Origin of the sequence: Roseimaritima multifibrata, assembly GCF_007741495.1 — a bacterium.
Classification (GTDB): Bacteria; Planctomycetota; Planctomycetia; order Pirellulales; family Pirellulaceae; genus Roseimaritima; species Roseimaritima multifibrata.
Window position 1 is genome coordinate 7,164,674 of sequence record NZ_CP036262.1, and the last position, 20,584, is coordinate 7,185,257.

Genomic DNA, 20,584 nt, shown 5'->3' on the forward strand with positions numbered 1-20,584 from the left:
TCAACTATTCCAAAACCGCGAAGGGCCGGACGGCTTGCGCCGTTCCGCTAAGAAAGTGAGTGACGGCTTTTCCTAGCGGCAGAGCGCAAGTCTTCCGGCCACGTCAACTATTCCAGAACCGCAAAGGGCCGGACGGCTTGCGCCGTTCCGCTAAGAATGTGAGTGACAACTTTTCCTAGCGGCGGGACGCGAGCCTTCCGGCCACGTCAACTATTCCAAAACCGCAAAGGGCCGGACGGCTTGCGCCGTTCCGCTAAGAAAGTGAGTGACGGCTTTTCCTTGCCGACTATCGATCGATCTCGTAATCGCTGATCTTGCGATAGGCGGTCGCTCGGCTGATGCCGAGCAATTTGGCGGCTTCGGGGACGTTGCCGTCGGTCCGTTTCAACGCCTTGCGGATCAACCTTTTTTCCCACAGATCCAGCCGCAGCGTATCCATTGTGCTGACCCCGGTATCCCGCAGGCCCAAATCTTCCAGCTCGATTGCAGGGTCCTCTGCCAGTACCACTGCGCTGTCAATCACATTTCGCAGTTGTCGCACATTCCCTGGCCATGCGTAGCGTAGGAGGTGTGCTCGTGCGTCGTCGGACAACTGCAGCGTCGGTCGCCCGTGCTGACGACAGAAATGGTCCAAGAAATGATCGATCAACGAACCGATATCATCTCCTCGATCACGCAGTGGCGGGACAATCAATTCAAAAACAGACAAGCGGTAATAAAGATCTTCGCGAAACTGTTTGGCCCGTACAAATTCAGCCAGATCCCGGTTGGTCGCCGCGATCACTCGCACATCGGCCAGAACTTCCTTGACAGCCCCTACCGGAAGAAACGGATGGCCTTCGAGGATTCGCAGTAATTTGGCTTGACCATCGAGCGTTAGTTCGCCAATTTCATCAAGGAATAAAGTCCCCGTATGGGCCTGCTGAAACCATCCAATATGCTCTGTATCGGCACCGGTAAATGCTCCCTTTCGATGGCCAAACAATTGGCTTTCCATCAGATCGCGAGGGATGGCGGCACAATTGACGCTTAGCATTGGTCGTTCGGCACGAGGGCTGGCGCGGTGCAAGGCTCGCGCGACCAGTTCTTTTCCTGACCCGCTTTCGCCGCGTACCAGAACCGAACCGTGGGCACGGCCAATCCGGCGGATCTTTTCCTTCAGCTTCACCATCGGCCGACTCTCGCCGATCAATTCATCGCTATGGGCGTTGCGATCGGCCAGACGCTGATGGTCGGCCTGCAGCGAATGTGTTTTTCTGGCATTGGCAAGCGCCGCGGCGATCAAGCGCCCCGATGCGATCGCCAACTCAAAATCTTCTTCACAAAAGTGCCGCTGTTCACGATACAGATGCAGCACACCCATCGAAAGCGACTCGGACATCATGGGAACACAGATCGCGTCCGACCAGTTTTCTCCCGACGTTGCCCCTTCCATCGCTTCGGGACGTTCGTGAATCCAAATCGCCTCTCCACCGCGGAGGACTCGCTGAGTCAATTTTTTACTTAACCGCACATGCCGTTTTGAATCGGGCGGAAAAATGCGTTCGGGGGTCAGTTTGCCGTCCCCGGAGTCCCATAAAAACCCAACCACGTCCGCTTGAGTTCGGTCCGCCAACAGTTCAATCGCTAGGCTGGTGATTTCACCGGGATCGTTGCACAGCAACAGGCGCAGGCTCAGCTGATAAAGGTCCAGCAGATGTCCGGTATTGGTCTGTTCCAATTCCGCGCCGAACTGGACGGCGGGAAAACCTTCGGGAATCAAATCGGCCATCGGACGATCGAGCTGCACGGTCTGGGAGAGAGGCAATTCCTCCACCGAATCCGAGACAGGATCGATAAGCTGCAACTCGGTTCCGCCAACCTGCAGTACCGACTGGTCCATCAGCATCGCATGATCGGTCTTTTGACCGTTGACCAACATCCCATTGCGGCTTTGAGTATCACGAACCTGCCAGCGATCGTCTTCGAAATAAACGACGGCATGGAATCGAGACGCGATCGGATCCGACAGCACGATCTGGCAATTGTTGCCGCGGCCGATATGGATGGGGCGCGCACGATCCAGCGGGAATTGTCGTCCCGTCTCTGGGCCGCTACGGACTTTCAAAAAGGTGACCATGATGACTCAAGAAAAAACGCGTTCCTAGAACCAGCATCATAGTCGATCCCCCCGATTCCTGCTCACTTTGAACGCTCCATAAAAAAACCTCACCAGGTCGCCAAATAAGGCACCGATGAGGTTTCAAAATCGTCTATCTGAACCGGACAATCGCCCTAGACGAACGGTAGATAAGTATCTCCCCGCAGCTACGCTCGCCAGAGCGTGGACAGTCGTTGGCTTGCCCTAGGACCACCGTCTGGGACGGTAGCTACGAAATGTGACAGATCGAACTAGCTCTTCTTCTGAGCTGCTGGGGCACCAGGGCCGCCGGCTTGAGGACGAACGCGTTTGTTGATGTCCGTTTCCAGCACACCAAAGACGGCTTCGTGACGCGCAACGGACATCTGCAATGCAGCGAGAAGACGTTTCGCGGTGTAGAAGTTAACGATGATCCGCTGCTTTACCTGAATGGGATCCTTGGGAACACCAACGGGTTGTGGATTCAAGCCAAAGTCAACGATCAGCTCTTCTGGTGAACCGGTTACTCGGCAGAAGTTTGCGTACGTTGCCATAGCATTGTCGTCGTTGACTTGAACCTGAACAGGTTGCTGGGTCTGAGCCTGAGCGGCAGGTGGTGCAGCTTCTGGCGTCTTTGCTTCGGTCTTGCTGTCAGAATCAGCCATTCAAAAATCTCCAAGGAAAGGTCTTCCAGCGCCATCGCTAGCGAAAGCCAGCAACTTGTCCGGTCAGGGGAAATATTAGGTTCGTATCGTACTGTTGTAGTCCATCGCTGCAATAAAAAAGCATGCCTATCGCTTGCTTTTCTCCATCGTGTGGGCTCCCTCCCACCCATCCATTGCAATCCTCACAAAATAGGCAATCTGCGAAGAGAGAATGTTAAAGTTCAAAGTTAAAAGTCTGAGTCACAATTCGCCATAATCTCCAGCCCAAAGATTTGTTCTCGGTGTGAACTTTCGCAGATCCGCGGTACCCCAATCGAATCGGCACGGTGTCGGGTGGCAATCGCACGCTCGCTTGATAGGAAACACTTCGAGGTTTGACCTGGCCGGTCTGCGGATCGATTTCAGTTTCCAAATCGCCTCCGCTTTGGCTGGACATACCCGAAGAAACGTATTCACGATCTTGAGTGGAAAGTTCCAGGATTTCACTCTTAAAGGAGGTCATCTTGCTGGCGTCCAATTTCATATCGACTGGATAACCAATCTTTACCAATTGGATGTCCCCTTGATCGATAATCAGCACGGCTTCCATCGAATCGGGCGATCCCAACTGACACAACAACGTGTCGGGGGTAATCAGTGCTCCGCGGTTATGTTCGGAAAGCGGCGACCCTGACCAATCAGGCAACATCCCGGAACCATCGTCACGGCTCGGTTTATCGGGTGGAGGCAAGACGACGCCATCACGTGGAGCACGAATGGTCAGTCTTTCGATTTCTTCTTCGGTCTTCGACAACATCTCATTAAGCGACGAAATCAGTTTGATCTGCGTCCGAATTTCGGAGACGACCTTCGGATCGCGCCGCGACCGTGCACCCATATTTTCAAATCGGTTTTCCGCTTGCCGCAGTTCGCCCACTTGTTCCGCCTGCTCGATCGCTAAATCGGGATTATCGAGGACCGCCAGAATGTCCCCTTTCTTGACGAAATCACCCGGTTTAACCGCCTTGATTAAGATCCCGGAGGTGTTGGCATAGACGTTCCCGGTTTCAGACAATTGGATTTCAAAAGCAGAATCGATGTGGTGCGGCAGAGGGACATAACAGACCACCCCGATTGCCGCTGCCACCACGCTTAGCGTGATGGCTAATGGAACACGTTTCACTTTGGCCAACCTCCCAGGGGTCCGGCAGAACTTAAATGTTTGAATAACAGGTTGAGCGACCAAACCAACGAACCCAACCATAGCGATCATCCGGCCCACGATCTGCAAACCATACGGTTCCAGAACTTTGATGACGAACCAGCAAATCGAAAAGACAACCACCCAACGATAGATCACCGAAGCGATGGTAAAGATCGCGAAAAACAATTTATTGCGTTGCGGCAAGAAAGGATCGTCCTGCAGTTCCAACCCCAAACAGGTTTGCTGAAACCAGCGTTTGAGAACTTCCGTGGCCTTCTGACGAAGGTTGGGAATTTCCAGGATATCCATCAAAATGTAATAACCGTCGAACCGCAACAACGGGTTTCCGTTGACCAGCACGGTGCTGACGACGTTTAAGAACATCATGTTCAAACACAGGTCATTTAGCATTCCAGGTTCGGTGAAATACCAAATGAAAGTGGCAAACGAGGCCAAGATCATCTCGACATAGATCCCCCCCGCCCCAATCCAAACCCGTTTCCATTTATTCGGCAACATCCAGGAATCGGAAACATTGCAGTACAAGCAAGGCGTAAAGACCAGCAGCATGAACCCTAATTCATGACACTCCCCCCCAAACTTTTTGCAACTGATCCCATGCCCAAATTCGTGTAGGACTTTGACGATTCCCATCGTCAAAGCCAGATACATCCAGCGATCCGCCGCAAAAAACTGCTGGAACGACGGGAGCCGCGCATAAACGGTCTCATACTGCATCGCCAACAGCAGCATCGCTGCCGAGCCCAAGCAGATAAAGAAGAACAACGCGGGGATCGTGAACAGCCAGCCCGTCCAGGGAAGAATCTTGGTCAGAATTCGCTCTGGATCAAAACCGCGGAAACGAAGCGCAAATACGTTGGTGAATTTCCCCATCAACTCTTTGCGGCGTTTGGTGCTTCCCCGCTGCTCCAGTGCCTTCCCTTGTCCCGGAGCATTACTGATCACCAATCCACTGCGGTGCAGCATCCCGATGAACTGCTGCAGGTCGCCAAAGGTAATTTTCTGCGGAGCAAACTGCTGCTCAAATCCATCCTTGATCTGCTGTAGGCTGACATGGCCATCCAGCATGTTCAAGATGAAGAATTCTTCTTCGTGAAAACGAAAGTACTGGAGGCCTACAGGTTCCTTCACGACCCAAAAAGCCGTTCCTTGATATAGCTGGCGTGCGTGCGACAGATCAGGCCGTTTGCGCACCGTCAGAGGTCGCGATGAACTGCTGACAAGGCTATCGGCAAGAGTCGTCATGGCCTAGAAATTCCAACATTCCGAATCGAAAGTGATTAAACATATGGACGCCGCACCGGAACCATTAGTTCCCGATGCCGTAACGACGCCTTAGCGACGAGCCAATTCTGGCTTGGCTTGTAAGACAATCGATGCTTCCATTCCTGGCATGATCAACCAACTATTTCCGACACGAACATTTTCGATATCAACCCAAATACGACGTTGCCCACGAAGATTGACTTGGGCACTGACAAAACCGATTTCAGTATTCACTTGATGGACTGGTTTGCCATTCAGTTTCACGACCACAAGGATGGGCGTTCCGGGAACAATCATTCCCGATGTATCGGAAGCCATGATGTCCCCTTCCACGCGAAGCCGGTCCATCTGCAGCAATTCAACCAACGGCGAACCGGCTTGCACCCATTCACCCAAATGAGCAATTCGAGTTTCAACGTAACCGGCAAACGGCGCTGTGACCTGACGTTTGGACAATTCCAATTCCGCCATTTCCCGTTCTCGTTTTGCCGCAACGACGGCCGTCTTATTCTGTTTTTCTTCCAGTTCCGCCAGTTCGACGCGGAGGGCTTGGCGTTCGGCTTCCAGACGTTTCTTTTCGGCTTCCCAAAAAGGAATCGAACGGTCTTTTAACATCTGTTCGTACGACTTCGATTCGGCTCGCGCGGATGCTTCGCTAGCCATCGCATCCCGCAGATTGACATCATTCGACGCCTGCAGGGTCGCTTTCATTTCTTCGGCTTGCTTTAATCCAAGCATCAGCAGCGCTTGACGATCATCAATCACGGCAATCGTCTGCCCCTTTTCGACATTGTTCCCCTCTTCGACTTTGATTTCGGTCAGCATCCCATCGATCTGCGCGGGAATCCGGACGCTGTTGATCAATTTGACCAAACAGTTTTGTGCCGACAGCGGTTGATCCGCCATCGACCCGGCAGGCGGCTGCTGTTGGGTTAACATCGAAGCGCGGACGGGTTGCTGCAAGGAGCGAACGGAACGGTCCTGAATCGGGCGATTCTGGGCCGAGACGAACACCGGACTGCAACCGATCAGAAGACCGAGTAATAGGTAACGCATATTATTATTTCGTACAGAAAAGGCTGGATGAATTAGAAGAGAAATTTGCATAACCATTCATAAACTTCGTGGAACACGACGTAACCGGCCGACTTCTTACCTGCCTGCACATCGGCGATCACTTTAGCCCCGGGACGCGGGTGCATCTTGGTCAAATCATCATTGTCAGGGATTGCCCGCATCGTGACGGTATTCCCTTCCTCTTGGTCGGGCTTGGCCCGCAGTTCAACCGATTTCGGATCGAGAACAGCATTCAGCGTCGTGTCTGGATCGGTCGCCAGGATGTATTCGACTTCAAGGCTTCCGTCCGTGCTTGCAGCAAAGGCGGCATCCAAATGGCTCATCCGTTTTTCCGGCATGTTCAGTTCGATATGCATCGGCTGAAAGAGGTCGGCAACTTCCAACAAAACCTGCCCGGTCGAAACGGGACGACTATACAAAGTCTTCTCGACATCCCAGGTCAACACTGTCCCGGCAATCGGCGAACGAATAATGAGTGCCTGGCTTTTTTCCTCCAGCAAAAGACGCTTGGATTCCAAACTTTCCAGACGAATTTCCGCTTCCGATTCTTCGCCTAACATCTGGTCGCGCTCGGTACGGCTTAGATCCTTGCTGCTGTTCATGACGCCGCGAATTCGATTCAGATCTGCCACCGAGGTATTGATCTGCCCGAGGGTTTCGACCATCTGCAGTTCCAGCTGACGGTTCTTTAATCGAATCAGTGGCTGGTTGGCTTCGACCACCGAATTGTGACCCACCAAAACTTCCATCACCTCGCCATCAATATTGGCGAATACCTGCTGACGAACGTCGGGCTCCAACGTCCCCTCCGCTTCAAGCTGCAGTTCCAGTGGAACGAAGATCAATCCCAGGATGACCGCTGCAATCAATCCAGCGACCGCCAATGTTTTGGGGAGCGTACGCGCCCGCAAAACCCAGGTCGCTCTGCCGATGGTTCGCCAGACCGGCATCAAAAATAGGTTGCTGTGAACCAGGGAATTGGCGAGGGCTCGCGTTCCGTGTTCGTATACCAAGTTGACTCGGGCACGAAACACGTCCGGTGGCAGATCGGTTTCAATCTGCTCGACAATCAAAGCGCCAATCACTTCTCCGCGATGGGCATTGTCGCGATCGACAACCCCGGCAGCACCCTGCTCTTCACGGCTAGCGTCACGCTGAGGTTCCCTGAGCGGGAGGACCGCAATGTTTCGTCCGTAGGATTGATCGACGTAGTCTTCCAATGCCTCCTCAATTTGTGGAGGGAGGTCCTCGGTTGTACCGTCATGCCAAAGGGGTTCGCCAGCGGCGATCACTCGAGTCGCTAATTTGTTTAATGAGGCCACGATATTCGAACGGTTTTCGATCGTGTCCTGACCACTAATCGCCTGGACTTTGCACTTCCGGCCTTTTTTTATCGCCACGCTAACGCGGTCGCAGCCAATCAGACGGCGACCTTCATTGGCAATGATGTACGCCGTCTCTTTGGCGTTCAGTGATTCATGAGCCGCGCGTGCAAAGGAGTCAGCTTGCTGCCAGAGAACCTGTCGATCGGTAAAGACGCGGAGCTTCTGTCCGCGTAACCATTCACTCGCCAGATCACACATCTGCTGAAGGAATTTCAAGTATCCCTTCTGGGTTTCCGGCGCCGTATCGGGGCGTTGGAAAACTTCGATCAGCCCATCAATTTTGTCATCATGCTTCAAGGGGGCAAGAACCAACAGATAGCGAGTCGGATTCCCTTCTTGCTCGCCATCGGCGGTACCGCTGTAGGGAGGCACGATCAGCGATTGGCCGCTTCGCATGACGCGATTGATCAACCGATTGTGCTGTACCGAGTCATCACTCCCCTCTTCGAGCAAGGATTGGCCAACGTTGATTTGGTATTTCAGACGGGGCTGTTGGTCTTCATCCATCAACCAAACCGCCCCCCCAACGGCTGCCAAAGCCGTGATGACGCGCTGCAGGAATTCCGGAAAGAACTCTTCCGACGTAGCGCCACTCTTCGTCAAAGCCGAGATCTCATTGACGAGAACCCGGATTTGCTGCTTGGTTTCTTCGATAGTTTGTTGATTGACCGTCATTGCTTGGTTGCTTCCCAGTACGAATGGGACAGTGCCGCTGATGAAAATGTCGTCAGTGCGGCCGGAGGACCCGAGTGAAGGCTATTAAGTTGTGGCTACAGCGGCTATAGCGAGTTCTCCAGATATCGCCAATCTCGATCGCTCGCGAAACGACCTTGCCGGTTCTATCAATCATGCACCGAAAGGTGCCGATCAAGCCACCAGCAAGAGGGTTCTCCTCAGACCAAGAAAATCGACTGTTTAAGTAAAATCCGTTTTTGCAAACCGTTTGCTCGCCTCTTTATACTTTTAGTATAGACTATCAGAACAAGGGAACCAAACATCGATTTTTTGATCTGAAAAGAAAGAAATCGCTTCAAACCACCAGTACATAGCTTTTTTTGGCCGCCGGCCTACTTATAGAGCCCAATTATCTATGACAAATCCCTCTGAATCGCTTCCTGATGCAAAGGTTCAGATGGGCCAGGTCAATCAACAGATCCACCACTATCAGCGTGCGATCCGGTTATCTATCGAGAATTACCTGCACGATTTGGCGGGCAAAACCTTTGGATCGGTAGAGGAAAACCAAGCTTTCACGCGTGAAGTCCAGCAGTGGCTAGAGAGCCACGGGCTGCGGGTTCGGTGCCCAGAATGTGGGCATCCAGCGATTTTGCGGACCTCCAAAAGCGGCAACTCGGCGGGCGGCCTGTTTGTATTCGACCACTACATCGATGGACGCAGAACATTCCATGGTGGTGGGTCGACAATTCCGAAGGTCCGCTTAATCGCCAAACCCCCCCGGCGGCCCCGCGCAGCGGCGTCCTAGATCCCAATCCGCCACGTGACGGGCTATCACTTCGATCGGAAGCAAAGAAAGATTGTCGCCTTTCGCTCCGTGAAAGCAGCTTTAAGGGAGCGTTCTTTCGCGAAGCGAAAGGCGCCTATCACTGTTCCTGTCAGCCTGGTGGTACATCGATCTACCGAATGGAGCGGAGAGACCGGTGGATTCAAAATTGCGGTTCCGATTATACATGTGGCGACCATTCGAAAGCGGAGCTGATTTTGCTAACCAGGTGCATCGTTGTTGGTCGATTCGAACTACAATCGACAATCGATGATTCATGAGTGCCTGTTTTTCCTTACCAGACAGTAGATTGCGGAGCTGTGTTAAATGAAGATTGCAATGATTGGTACCGGCTATGTCGGCCTAGTAACGGGCACCTGCTTTGCCGACAGTGGCAATGAAGTCGCTTGCGTCGACATTGACGAAACCAAAATTGCTCGACTGCGGGAGGGTAAGGTCCCCATCTACGAGCCAGGTCTGACCGAATTGGTCATCCGCAATAGCGAATCGGGTCGACTGACCTTCACAACCGACCTGAAGGCAGCGGTTTCCAGTTCACGAATCATCTACTTGGCCGTCGGCACCCCGCCCGCTGCAGACGGATCGGCCGACCTGACCGCGCTCAAGGGCGTCGTCGATGCAATGGCTCCGCACCTGACGGCGGATGCGATCGTGGTTACCAAAAGCACGGTCCCCGTCGGCACCAATCAATTCATTTATGAACGCCTAGAGGAACTGCTCGGACGACAGGTGGACGTTGCCAGCAATCCTGAGTTCCTAAAAGAGGGAGCCGCGATTGACGACTTTATGAAACCCGACCGCGTTGTCGTCGGCGTTCGTCGTCCAGAAGTGGGCGAGGTTTTAGCAGAACTCTATCGTCCTTTCTTGCGGACCGACCACCCGTTCCTAACGATGAGCCCTCAATCGGCCGAGCTAACGAAGTACGTTGCCAACGCGTTGCTGAGCACCAAAATTTCATTCATTAACGAAATGGCGAATTTGTGCGAGCACATGGGTGGGGACATCAATGACGTCCGCCGTGGAATCGGACACGATAGCCGGATCGGGTTTGCCTTCCTCTTCCCTGGCGTTGGGTATGGTGGCAGCTGTTTCCCCAAAGACGTTCGTGCACTTGCCAGCATGGCTCGCGATCAAGGCCTGAACCCGCGGATCATGGATGCCGTCGACGAGGTGAACCAACATCAGAAAACGATCCTCGTTTCCAAAATCGACCAACACTTCAAAACCGACATCGCGGGCAAACGATTTGCGATTTGGGGATTAGCCTTTAAACCGCAAACCGATGACATCCGGGAAGCCCCCGCACTGACGTTGATCGATTATTTGTTGGAAAATGGTGCCCTGCCTCAAGTCCATGATCCCGAAGCAAGCGAGAACATTCGCGCGATCTATGGCAGTAAACTAATCTATTGTGAATCGGCGATGGACGCATTAAATGGCGCCGACGCCTTGGCGATCAACACGGAATGGAAAGCCTATCACAATCCAAATTTCGAAGAGATGCGTTCACGAATGAATGGACACATCGTCTTTGATGGCCGAAATCTGTACGAACCTGAGAAAATGGTGGAGCGAGGATTCTCGTACCATAGCATTGGCCGACCGGCTGTTTATTCCGATGCCCCGCAATAAGCGACGACGTAAATCGAATGCCTGATCAATACCTGGGACCCTATCTTCTTCAAGACAAACTTGGTTCCGGTGGTATGGGATCGGTCTATCGCGCCCGGCATGCCAAAACCGGGCAGCCGGTGGCGGTCAAATTGATCGCCGAACAGGTCGCCGATTCAGAGCGTTTTCGCCGCCGGTTTTCGGTCGAAGTGGAGACCCTAAAAAAGCTGAATCATCCCAACATTGTCCGTTTGATCGGGTATGGCGAAGAACAGGGGCGATTGTTCTATTCGATGGACATCGTCGAAGGCCCCTCCTTACAGCAACACCTTCGTAAGGAAAAACGCCTGGACTGGCATGTCGTTTTACAAATCGGCATCGATATCTGTTCGGCGCTGAAGCATGCCCACGACCTGGGGGTAATCCATCGCGATCTGAAACCTGCCAACTTGCTGATGGCGCCTGACGGATCGATTCAGTTGGTCGATTTCGGGATCGCCAAAATGTTTGGCGCAGGGGACTACACCGCCGTCGGATCGGTTTTAGGAACGGCCGACTACATGGCCCCGGAACAAGCGGGCGATGGAAAAATCACCAACCGAACCGACCTGTATGCACTCGGTAGCGTGATGTACGCCTGCCTCGCCGGGCGGCCACCGTTCAATGGCAAATCGATTACAACCGTCATCGAAGCCCTCCGCCGCGATCCTCCAGTCCCGCTGGACCTGATCGTCCCCGAGACTCCAGAAGAGCTGACGGAACTAATCCATCAGCTGCTTAGCAAGGATCCGCAAGACCGCCCACCAACCGCGCTGGTGGTCGGTAACCGCTTGCGGGCGATGCGTGCCGGGCTGGAAGCGCGCGAAGTCCAAACCCACATGGATACCGCAGGACAAACTCAGATCGAGGACCCAACCGACAACGAAGAGTTAGACGTTGACGACGAATACCTGATCAAAGATGACGTCTCCCCTGTCGCGGGAACCCACGATCAACCGACCATCGATGCCACCATGCATTCAGGCGGCTCGGCGCCGCAGCGAAACCCCACACTTAAGTCACGTGGCGGGACCAATGGGAATGACAACGACGGCTTTGAAATTTCAAGCGGCCTATCCCAGTTCCAGACCGTGGCGGAAGCCGAACGGCGCCAGCGAACACTCAGCGGCACCGAATCGCATCCCGCTGCACATTGGCTATCCATCGCTGGGTTAGTCCTTCTGCTGTGTGGATTGATCGCCGGAGGGCTGTACTTGATCCGTCCCCCCACGGCCGATGATTTGTACTCAGCGATCGCCGCAGCCGACGCGACAGGCAACGTCGCGGAAAGCAAGACCGAAATTCAATCCTTCCTGCGTTTACACGGTGACGACCCGCGTGCCGATCAGGTCCGCCAGATCGCCGATGCAATGGATGTGGAAAGCACCGTACGCAAACTCCGACTGCGAGCTTTACGGTCCGGCGGGATTCAGCACCTCGATCCACCACAGCAAGCATTCCTCGCCGCGGCATTACTCCGAGAACAAGATCCCGGGGCGGCTCGTCAACAACTGCAACACTGGCTCACCGTCTATGGGCACAAAGACTTACCGACCAGTACCGAAGTCAAGCGGCTGGCAATCCTCGCTCGCAGCGAAGTGGAAGCACTGGGGAACCAGCACCAAACGAATAACGACCAACGAGCCGAGGAACTAGCGGAACTGCTAACCTGGGCGAATGACAATTTGCCACCCGAAGAACAGAAACGGTTCTACACCGGAATCATCGCACTGTACGAGGACCAAAGCTGGGCAAGCGAGCAAGTCAAGTCAGCCGAAGCGGCCCTCGGCAAACAAGAGGGTTTGGATCCGCAGATCCTAGTTCCGGCGCCCTAAGGAGGAATGGAACGCAATTGGTGGATCGAATGACGTTTGGTTTGCTCCAGCTTAGGATTGCGGGAGGTCTGAGAGGAGGACTCGGGGGATTAAGATTAAGAGTGTTGGCCGAACACTCAGTTACACCGGTGCCTTTAAAGGGCAATCAATCTGATCGGGTTGCGTTAGCATCTTGAGGCGTGGAAGACGGGAGGAAACCGTTCGAATCAAAACTTGGCGAGTCCCTATCTTCTGCAAGTCTTAATCGTAATCCTAATCTTAATCGTAATCTCCCACGGCCTAAGCACAGAGAGAGCGTTCTCCATCACCCAAGACGCTGCCGAAACCCGCTGGAAGATCCATTGATGTTGGTCCGCTTAGGGTTGCGGGAGGCCTGAGAGGAGGGCGCGGGGATTAGGATTAAGACCGAGTATGCTCACTCCGTCCCTATCGGTTCCCGCAGCTGCGGGCCGGCGATTTCCGGCCCCGTATGCGACAGCTGATTCTTTTCGTTGACAAAGATCAATCGTGGCTGATGAGCGCTTAGGTCTTCGTTCGCGACAAAAGTGTATGTCGCGACGATCACTTGATCTCCTGGGCAAATCAAATGAGCGGCGGCTCCATTGGCACAAACATCGCTGGAACCTGCTAGGCCTTGGATCGCGTACGTTTCCAGACGCGTCCCCCTGGTGACATTCCAGACATGCAACGATTCATACGGAAGAATCCCCGCCGCTTCCATCAATTCTGGTGGAAGCGTGAAGCTACCTTCGTAGGCAAGATCGGCGTGGGTGACCGTCAACCGATGCAACTTGGCGCTGAGGAGTTTTCGCATGGACATTTTTAGCTTTGAACACCGTTCTCAAATTATTGAGAACTTTCAACAATCGTTCAGCCGAGGACTTCTTTCAGCCGCTGATGGGTTTCGGGGGCCTGCAGGGCCAATTTACCAAACCCATAGATCGCCCCTTCTGCGATAGCGGCTTCCTGATGTTCTGCGTGATTGGTGACCAACATCACGGGAATCGAAGCGATTTCCGAGTCGGCTTTGATTTGGCGAATCACTTCGATGCCGTCGCTGTAGTCCTGATCCAGTTTTCGATTCACCGTGACCAAGTCGACCCGCTGAGATCTCAGCACCTTCAACGTATCCTCAGCCCCGTTGGTCTGAAGGACCTGGACGCTATACGAGGACTTCAGCATCGAACTGATTGAGTTGAAATCGGGAGAACAATTCCCGCAATCGACAACCGTTTTGGTCATGGAACTTCAAAACCTGGAGGAAAAATGATAGGAGGCGACAAACCGGTCTATTCGCTTGGTTTACCGATCGAGAACAATTTGTCTTTGGTAGAAATGTACAGGCGATCGTTTGCGGCCACGACCGTACTATAGACACTGCTGCCCATAAAAATTTCTTCAAGAGGCTCTTTGTTCTCTTTGCCGAATTCAAAGACAGCCACTTCACCGTCTTCGTCCCCGATAAACACTTTGCCATCGGCGATCAGCGGGCTACCCCAGCTTTGCGCAAACATATCGTAGGTGAAGTGGACAATTGGTTTGCCGTCTTTGGTTCCTTTAGCGTCTAAGCAGTGGAAAATCCCCGAAAAGTCGGCCAGATAGAGAACGTCGTCTTTGATCGCGACGGTTCCGCAACTGCGGTGCATTTCTTCTTCGAAATCGATTTCACCATCTTCATTTTGGTCGAAGATGCTGTAATGCCAGACGACGGCTGAATTCGGATTATCGACAGCAACTTGTCCTTTTTCGGGCTCGACCGCTTGAATTCGGGTATGAGCCAATGGGACTCGTTCATCCCCTTTGACTTCCAGAGCCAACTGCGGGCTGACGTCGCCACTCTTGGTTGGATCGATGCACCACAGGTGCCCTTCCCCTTCACCATGTTCAGGGTCTTGTCCCACAGCAACGTAGACCAAGTCATCGTAAATGACGGGGGTTGCGATGATATTGTTGCGAGTTCCCTCGCCACCAAGGATCCATTTCGATTCTTTTGGATTGCAATCAAACTTCCAAAGCAGTTCCGGTTTGCCATCTTTGCCACGGTCGGCCTTAAAGCTGTACAGCCAGCCATCACCGCCGGCGAACAGGACTTGAGGAACTCCGTTGATTTCAGCAACCGAAGGACTGGACCATTGTCCGTGCAAAATGTTTTGCCCAGGCAATCCATTGGTCCAGAGAACTTCCCCGGTGTTCTTATCGACACAGATAAAACTAGGTGCCGAAGGAGCAGGCAGGTTGATGTGCGTTTCATCAATCCCGTTACTGGTGTTTACGAACAACAGATCGCCATAGGTAGTGACCGAGCAAGCGGCCATGTTGTGTTGGCTAACGCCCAGAGGGGCGGCCATCATATCCAGCACCCAGATAACGTCCGCTTCGTCTTTGTCATGAACGGAGAGCGCCTTAAAGACCGACAACCGAGGTCCGGCAACCTTCAAAGTCAGCTGACGATCATTACCGGCGATATTCCCGGTCAGTGTCCAGGCTTTTCCGGCGGTGGTCGTTTCGATTTTGGCGTCCCCTTTAAGAGGATGTCCTTGGTCTTCCAACATTTTTTTCAATGCGTCAGAGACCTTTCCTTCGTCAAGTGCGGCGACGGTATCGGCATAACCTTCGGCCGCAGCCGCCAAATCACCAACGCGAACGACTTCGTCTTTGATCGGTCCATTATCGACGCCATCGTGGAAACCTTTGGTGTCCAAACAGCGAACTTCGCCGCGGCTGGTCACAAACCATAAACGGTCTCCTTCGACCAACGAAGCGCTACAAACCCCTTGCAAAGGCCAGTCATGGACTCGGCCGGTGATCAGTTTTTCACTGCTGTGCTGCCACAGAAATTTGCCATCCTTCTCGTCAAAGGCAAGCAAGCAACCGAGGTCGACATCGTTGGGGTAGCGAGGCAGATAGCCGGCTCCGTTGTTTGTTCCCACATAGACTTGGCCACCAGCAACCACTGGGTTTCCGTAGGTTTGGCTACCTAGGTTGGCGTACCAGTTGATGTTTTCGGCTTCGGCATTATCCCATTCGCCGGTACGGCGATCAAAATCGCCGACATTCCAGCTAGCAGGAAGGTTTTTTACGTTTGGGGTGTTATTTCGAAGACGAGTCCCGCCCCACTGTGGCCAATCGCCACCCGCATTGAGGACGACTTGAGGATCTTCAACGCTGCTTTTGTCAGCGGAAACCTTCGCTTCTGGTTTTGCTTCGGCTTTTGCTTCTGGCTTCGGTTCAGCTTTGGGAGCTGGCTTAGCAGCCACTTTGGCTTCTGGCTTTGCTTCAGCTTTGGGAGCCGGTTTCGCAGCCATCTTAGGTTCTGGTTTTGGTTCGGCTTTGGGGGCTGGTTTCGCAGCGACTTTAGGTTCTGGTTTTGGCTCAGCTTTGGGAGCTGGTTTCGCAGCCGCCTTAGGTTCTGGTTTTGGCTCGGCCTTAGGAGCCGGTTTTGGAGCTGCGGCCACTTTCATTACCGGAGCCGGTTTCGCGGCGGCCGCGGCCGTTTGGTTGCTGCTTGGTTTTGCCTGGTTGGCGCGAGTCGCACCAAACGGGGATTCGGCTGGGGCAACCTGGATATTTGCGGAGCCACCGACGGTCGAATTCGATCCAAAGGGACGCATCCCCGCGGCAGTCGAATTCGAATTGAGAGGACGGAACCCAGCGGCGGTCGAATTCGATCCAAACGGTCGCATGCCGGCAACCGTGGAATTACTTCCTAGCGGGCGAAAACCAGCGACGGTTCGGTTCGATCCTGTCGTCCAATTCGACCCTATTGTCCGATTCGATCCCATTGTCCGATTGGATCCAGACGTCTGGTTCGAAGCAGCTTGAAAGGACCCGATATCACCGATCGACGGAGCGGGCGGTTTGGCTGCTTTCTTCTCGACAGCTTCCCCATCGCTGACATCGATATCAAGCGACACATCGACATCGTCGTAGTCCACGTCATCTACAGGAGGACGACAACCACCGAGGGACGTTGCAGCAACGCTTCCCAGCAGTGCGGCACCCAGCAGCATCGACCAAGCAGAAAATTCTTTATTCATCAGATTATTATAGAAAGGGAGTTATAGGATTGGCTGACCGCAAAGTACGCTCCGCAAGGAGCCAACAGCGCGTGGTTTGAATCAATCGTTGGCAATGACTTGGACATTGTCCAAATACAATTCCGCGTCTTTGGCATTCCCATACAAACCAGGGCTGCCCGTCAAGTTAGGAACCTCATCCCGTGCGGTGATGGTCCATTCCTTAGGTTCTGACTCGGTTTTGGGCCAAATCTTGCCGGTGACAATTGCCACTGGTTTGCCATCTTCTTCTTCAATCACGACTTTCAATTTCATCCGGTACCAAACATCTTCCTTCCAAGGGAAGTCGATGGTTGAGGCCATTCGCAACTGAGCTGCCCAGGTTCGAATCTGCAATTCTTGATTTTCACCCTGCAAATCGAGGACATAACCTTGGTTAACCAGTCCGATATCGGGCAACTTCTGGGCCTGACGAGCCCCCTTCGCATCCGCTTCGATGGTGTAGTTCGAAAGCGAACTAGGTCCCATCCAGGCTCGGCTACGTGCTCCCTTTGGAATGGTCGTAATTTTTACCAGTGCTGGGGATCCATCGACGGTGCGAATGACGTGTCGGTAACGAGCTCCGATCCAGGTGACGGGAGCGTCGTTGGCTTTGTCGAAATCAAATTTCCAAGGGAGCGGCGGGATCACTCGCATGCGAGCCTCTCCACTGATGTCCCCTAATTCCGCGACAACATCGACAGCGACATGTTCGTTCCCTTCAGGAGCGGTGTAGGTCGCACCTTCAAAGCTACCACCTCCGTTGACACGGTAGGTCACTTCCTGCTCACCGGGGATCCGTTGACCAAGTGCGTCATACAGGCGGGTTTCAAACTGTACGGTTTCTCCGGGGGCGACAGTCGCTTCGGCGGGGATAACCTGAACCCAGGCAACCGCTGCGTCTTTGGCGGCGGCCGCTTGCTTGGCAGCAACAGGAAGCGCTTCGGCAGGTTTTGCATCCGCGTTACCGACGCAGTACATGGCCGATTTTCCGCGGAAGTAGAGTCGACCATTGGCGGCGATGGGCGAAGCGTTGAAGCCTTCATTGCGAATTCGGTCGCGGTTTAGCAGTTCCGCTCCGTCTGCGGTCGGTTTCAGAATCGCCCAGCGACCATTTTCGGTCAGGACATACAATTTGCCGTCAGCCACTAGCAGGCTGGACCACTGGCGGCTATCGCCCAGCGTGATCCGTTCGGCGATGAATTCACCTGTCTCCGCGTTGATCACATGCAATTTGCAGCGATCGTCGACAACATACAGACGTCCATCCAGTTCGACCGGCGTCGAACGACCGACAACAAGCTGTTCGATCTTCCAGGCCTCGGTCGCTTTTGTATCTTCTCCTGTACCGGTGATATCCAGAGCGACAATGGCTCCCATCGAGGTTCCGGAGACATTTTCTTCGCTATGACTTGCGAAGACTCGGTTACCAACCACCAACGGCGTGGCAAATAGACCGCGTCGCGACAGCGCGTAGTGCCAGAGGGGTTTACCGGTTTGCGGCTGGAATCCCCAGACGCTTCCATCACCGGCTCCAACGATCAGCTGTTGCTGTCCATCGATCGTCACCAAGGAGGGTGCCGAGTAGGTCGTATCATCTGGAAGGTCTCTGGTTCCGCTGAACCAGACGACTTTTCCGGTCCGTTTATCAAAACCGATGAATCGGTGATTTGGTTTAGCTTTATCAGCGTAGTTGATGATCACACCGCTGATAATTACCAGATCGTCGGCGATGATTGGGAAATTGGTCCGTCCCCCGTAGGTGCTCAGCATGCCGAATTGCTCGTGCAGCGGCAGGCTCCAGATGGTTTCGCCGGTTTCTCCGTTGATACAGAGGAAATAGTCGCAGACGCCCAGGACGTAAACGTTCCCGGTTTCGGGATCACAGGCAACGCTGGACCAACCGACACGGGTATCGGGAACATCGGAGAGCCATACGTTGAATCGATTCTCCCAGAGGATTTCGCCGGTGGCCGCATCGGCACAAACGACCTTCTCTCCTTCGCGGGAGGTTCCCGGTTCGGCGCGCATGATCGTGTAGAGGCGATCATTCATAACCGTTGGCGTCGAGCGACCTCCGAGCTCTTCGTTCTTCCAAAGCAAGTGGCTATCGTCTCCCCCTTTGGCATCCCAGTGATCGGGCAGCCCGGTTTCGGGACTGTGTCCGTCGAATTGGGGACCACGCCAGTAGGTCCAATCAGCGGCTGGCAGGTAGGAGGTCACCGCGAGGAGGGCCGTGGTGACAAACAGGAGGTTCTTTGTCGTGGGCATTAGGATTCGCTGGGAAGGAAGAATTCGTCGTTGGGATCAAATTTCGGAGTGCAAAACAGGATGACTTCCATCTCGCCGATCGCGCGATGATGCACGCCGGGGGGAATCAGCACCGCCATTCCGGGGTGCAAGGGATGGATTTGGCCATCCAATTCAATGGCTGCGTTCTCTTCGCACTTCACCACGACGTAGACCTCAGTCTGCTGTCGGTGGTAGTGCAGTTGGGCGTCTTTGCTGATTGAGGTGAGATGAACGGTTGCAGGGAAATCGCCACGGTCGGCAAAAGCCCGCCGCGCCTCACCGCAGGGGCACGGAATTCCAGGCAGGGCTTTTAGATCGACCAGCTCATAAGTGGAAGGGTTGGCCATAAACGGGTGGGTAGCTGATAATTTCTAGGGTTTACGTAAAGGCTCTGCTTTATTTTATACCGATTGTTTCGATCATGCCATGAGATACTTCAAAGAAGCCGTTTTATCAGGAAAAACAAGTCAAACCGGAGTAATAGAAACAGTTTACCAAGCGGCGCAAAATCGCCCGGAAAGCTAACCATGGAGCAACTTCGTTCCGATACCTTTTTCTGTCGCCCTGATGAAGCAGACGACTGACCTCTGTGTCAGTCATCTCCAAACAACTTGATTGGGGGGGCTTAAAGGAAGGGACCTCGCCATGGGATGGCGTTGTACCAACCAGTGATACTGCAGCAAATAACGAGTACCAATCTTTCGATCGCTCGAAAGGTTTCCGGTCCTTGTTAACAGAGCGAAGTCAGCGGGCCGGGTGTCCGCACCCGGCTGGTGAGTGTTAACGGACACAAGGAATCGATCGATGGCAACTTCGTCCACCGACTGACTCTTTAATCCAACCGGACATCGTTGTTTGCGAAGACACTGTATTGAACTGAAACAAATACGCTTCGGCGTTTAGGAGAAGATCTCCATGAAACGATCCATTCTTGTTGCTACCCTGGTTCTCGGCAGCTCAATCTGTTCGCAAAGCTTTGGGTTTGATTTACTAGACCGTATGCTCGGTCTTAAGGGTTGCGGAAGCAGCAGTGCTTGTTGCGAAGCCCCATGTTACGACGGTTGCGAGCCTGCTTGCGGCCTGGAATCAGCTTGCAACGATTGTTGCGAGCCAGCTTGTGGTGCTGAGTCCAAATGCTTGGGCGATCGCCTGTTCGGCAAGAAAAGTTGCTGCGAGCCAGCTTGTGGACTTGAGTCCTCCTGCAGCAGCTGCAACAGCTGCGAGCCAGCATGTGGACTTGAATCCTCATGCAACAGCTGCAACAGCTGCGAACCAGCTTGTGGTGCTGAAATCGCTTGCGAACCTACTTGCTGCGACAGCGGATGCTGCTCGGGCAAACGTGGTTTGCTAGACAAATTGGTTGGCAAACTACGTAACCACCATTGCGGTTGCGACAGCATCTGCGACAGCGGATGCGGATCGCACTCAGCATGCGGATGTGGCGAACCAGCTTGTGGCTGCGAATCGACTTTCGGTTGCAACAGCTGCGAACCAGCTTGCGGTGCTGAAATCGC

General features: G+C 53.6%; 13 protein-coding genes. 3 read left to right on the forward strand and 10 right to left on the reverse strand.

All coding sequences use genetic code 11. The annotated features are described in order from the left end of the window. Positions 1–286 precede the first annotated feature (286 nt). From FF011L_RS25850 to FF011L_RS25870, 5 genes are all read right to left on the reverse strand, one after another. On the reverse strand, positions 287–2,119 hold the full coding sequence (locus FF011L_RS25850; RefSeq protein ID WP_145354795.1) for a sigma 54-interacting transcriptional regulator: 1,833 nt from the start codon (positions 2,117–2,119) through the stop codon (positions 287–289). A gap of 272 nt (positions 2,120–2,391) precedes the next feature. After that, positions 2,392–2,784 carry a DUF3467 domain-containing protein gene (locus tag FF011L_RS25855; protein ID WP_145354796.1) on the reverse strand — a complete coding sequence of 131 codons (393 nt, stop codon included), beginning with the start codon at positions 2,782–2,784 and terminating at the stop codon, positions 2,392–2,394. Positions 2,785–2,998: 214 nt separating this feature from the next. After that, positions 2,999–5,233 (reverse strand): biotin/lipoyl-binding protein, encoded by a 2,235-nt coding sequence (locus FF011L_RS25860; RefSeq protein WP_246109636.1) that lies wholly within the window; start codon positions 5,231–5,233, stop codon positions 2,999–3,001. 90 nt (positions 5,234–5,323) lie between these two features. Continuing rightward, the gene (locus tag FF011L_RS25865; protein ID WP_218932900.1) at positions 5,324–6,310 is read right to left on the reverse strand and encodes an efflux RND transporter periplasmic adaptor subunit; all 987 of its coding nucleotides are present in this window, start codon (positions 6,308–6,310) and stop codon (positions 5,324–5,326) included. 32 nt (positions 6,311–6,342) lie between these two features. Beyond that, entirely contained in the window at positions 6,343–8,391 is a 2,049-nt protein-coding gene (locus tag FF011L_RS25870; RefSeq protein WP_145354798.1) for an HlyD family efflux transporter periplasmic adaptor subunit, read from the reverse strand. Between the two features lie 415 nt (positions 8,392–8,806). On the opposite strand from FF011L_RS25870, the gene FF011L_RS25875 reads away from it, so the two are divergent. From FF011L_RS25875 to FF011L_RS25885, 3 genes are all read left to right on the forward strand, one after another. Then, complete coding sequence (locus FF011L_RS25875) at positions 8,807–9,199, forward strand: hypothetical protein (RefSeq protein WP_145354799.1); 393 nt, start codon at positions 8,807–8,809, stop codon at positions 9,197–9,199. Between the two features lie 345 nt (positions 9,200–9,544). Then, positions 9,545–10,870, forward strand: coding sequence for a UDP-glucose dehydrogenase family protein (locus FF011L_RS25880; RefSeq protein ID WP_145354800.1), 1,326 nt, complete (start codon positions 9,545–9,547; stop codon positions 10,868–10,870). Positions 10,871–10,887: 17 nt separating this feature from the next. Continuing rightward, complete coding sequence (locus tag FF011L_RS25885; protein WP_145354801.1) at positions 10,888–12,723, forward strand: serine/threonine-protein kinase; 1,836 nt, start codon at positions 10,888–10,890, stop codon at positions 12,721–12,723. A 415-nt stretch (positions 12,724–13,138) separates the two neighbouring features. Here FF011L_RS25885 and panD read toward each other — a convergent pair whose 3' ends face one another. The 5 genes from panD to FF011L_RS25910 all read right to left on the reverse strand — a co-directional run bounded on the left by panD (position 13,139) and on the right by FF011L_RS25910 (position 19,417). Continuing rightward, complete coding sequence (panD, locus tag FF011L_RS25890) at positions 13,139–13,537, reverse strand: aspartate 1-decarboxylase (RefSeq protein ID WP_218932901.1); 399 nt, start codon at positions 13,535–13,537, stop codon at positions 13,139–13,141. Between the two features lie 56 nt (positions 13,538–13,593). Then, positions 13,594–13,965 (reverse strand): response regulator, encoded by a 372-nt coding sequence (locus tag FF011L_RS25895; RefSeq protein WP_145354803.1) that lies wholly within the window; start codon positions 13,963–13,965, stop codon positions 13,594–13,596. Positions 13,966–14,012: 47 nt separating this feature from the next. Further along, positions 14,013–16,028, reverse strand: coding sequence for an outer membrane protein assembly factor BamB family protein (locus FF011L_RS25900; protein WP_218933246.1), 2,016 nt, complete (start codon positions 16,026–16,028; stop codon positions 14,013–14,015). 813 nt (positions 16,029–16,841) lie between these two features. Further along, positions 16,842–19,049: an outer membrane protein assembly factor BamB family protein gene (locus FF011L_RS25905; RefSeq protein WP_145354804.1), complete on the reverse strand. Its 2,208-nt coding sequence runs from the start codon at positions 19,047–19,049 to the stop codon at positions 16,842–16,844. Beyond that, positions 19,049–19,417: a cupin domain-containing protein gene (locus FF011L_RS25910; protein WP_145354805.1), complete on the reverse strand. Its 369-nt coding sequence runs from the start codon at positions 19,415–19,417 to the stop codon at positions 19,049–19,051. Before FF011L_RS25910 ends, FF011L_RS25905 begins: the two co-directional genes overlap by 1 nt. Positions 19,418–20,584 lie beyond the last annotated feature (1,167 nt).

Bases quoted from the DNA above. Each gene is read 5' to 3' on its own strand.
- panD (WP_218932901.1), bottom strand. From the start codon at position 13,537: ATGCGAAAACTCCTCAGCGCCAAGTTGCATCGGTTGACGGTCACCCAC.
- FF011L_RS25880 (WP_145354800.1), top strand. From the start codon at position 9,545: ATGAAGATTGCAATGATTGGTACCGGCTATGTCGGCCTAGTAACGGGC.
- FF011L_RS25855 (WP_145354796.1), bottom strand. From the start codon at position 2,784: ATGGCTGATTCTGACAGCAAGACCGAAGCAAAGACGCCAGAAGCTGCA.
- FF011L_RS25850 (WP_145354795.1), bottom strand. From the start codon at position 2,119: ATGGTCACCTTTTTGAAAGTCCGTAGCGGCCCAGAGACGGGACGACAA.
- FF011L_RS25895 (WP_145354803.1), bottom strand. From the start codon at position 13,965: ATGACCAAAACGGTTGTCGATTGCGGGAATTGTTCTCCCGATTTCAAC.
- FF011L_RS25905 (WP_145354804.1), bottom strand. From the start codon at position 19,049: ATGCCCACGACAAAGAACCTCCTGTTTGTCACCACGGCCCTCCTCGCG.
- FF011L_RS25875 (WP_145354799.1), top strand. From the start codon at position 8,807: ATGACAAATCCCTCTGAATCGCTTCCTGATGCAAAGGTTCAGATGGGC.
- FF011L_RS25910 (WP_145354805.1), bottom strand. From the start codon at position 19,417: ATGGCCAACCCTTCCACTTATGAGCTGGTCGATCTAAAAGCCCTGCCT.
- FF011L_RS25900 (WP_218933246.1), bottom strand. From the start codon at position 16,028: ATGGCTGCGAAACCGGCTCCCAAAGCTGAAGCAAAGCCAGAAGCCAAA.
- FF011L_RS25860 (WP_246109636.1), bottom strand. From the start codon at position 5,233: ATGACGACTCTTGCCGATAGCCTTGTCAGCAGTTCATCGCGACCTCTG.
- FF011L_RS25865 (WP_218932900.1), bottom strand. From the start codon at position 6,310: ATGCGTTACCTATTACTCGGTCTTCTGATCGGTTGCAGTCCGGTGTTC.
- FF011L_RS25885 (WP_145354801.1), top strand. From the start codon at position 10,888: ATGCCTGATCAATACCTGGGACCCTATCTTCTTCAAGACAAACTTGGT.
- FF011L_RS25870 (WP_145354798.1), bottom strand. From the start codon at position 8,391: ATGACGGTCAATCAACAAACTATCGAAGAAACCAAGCAGCAAATCCGG.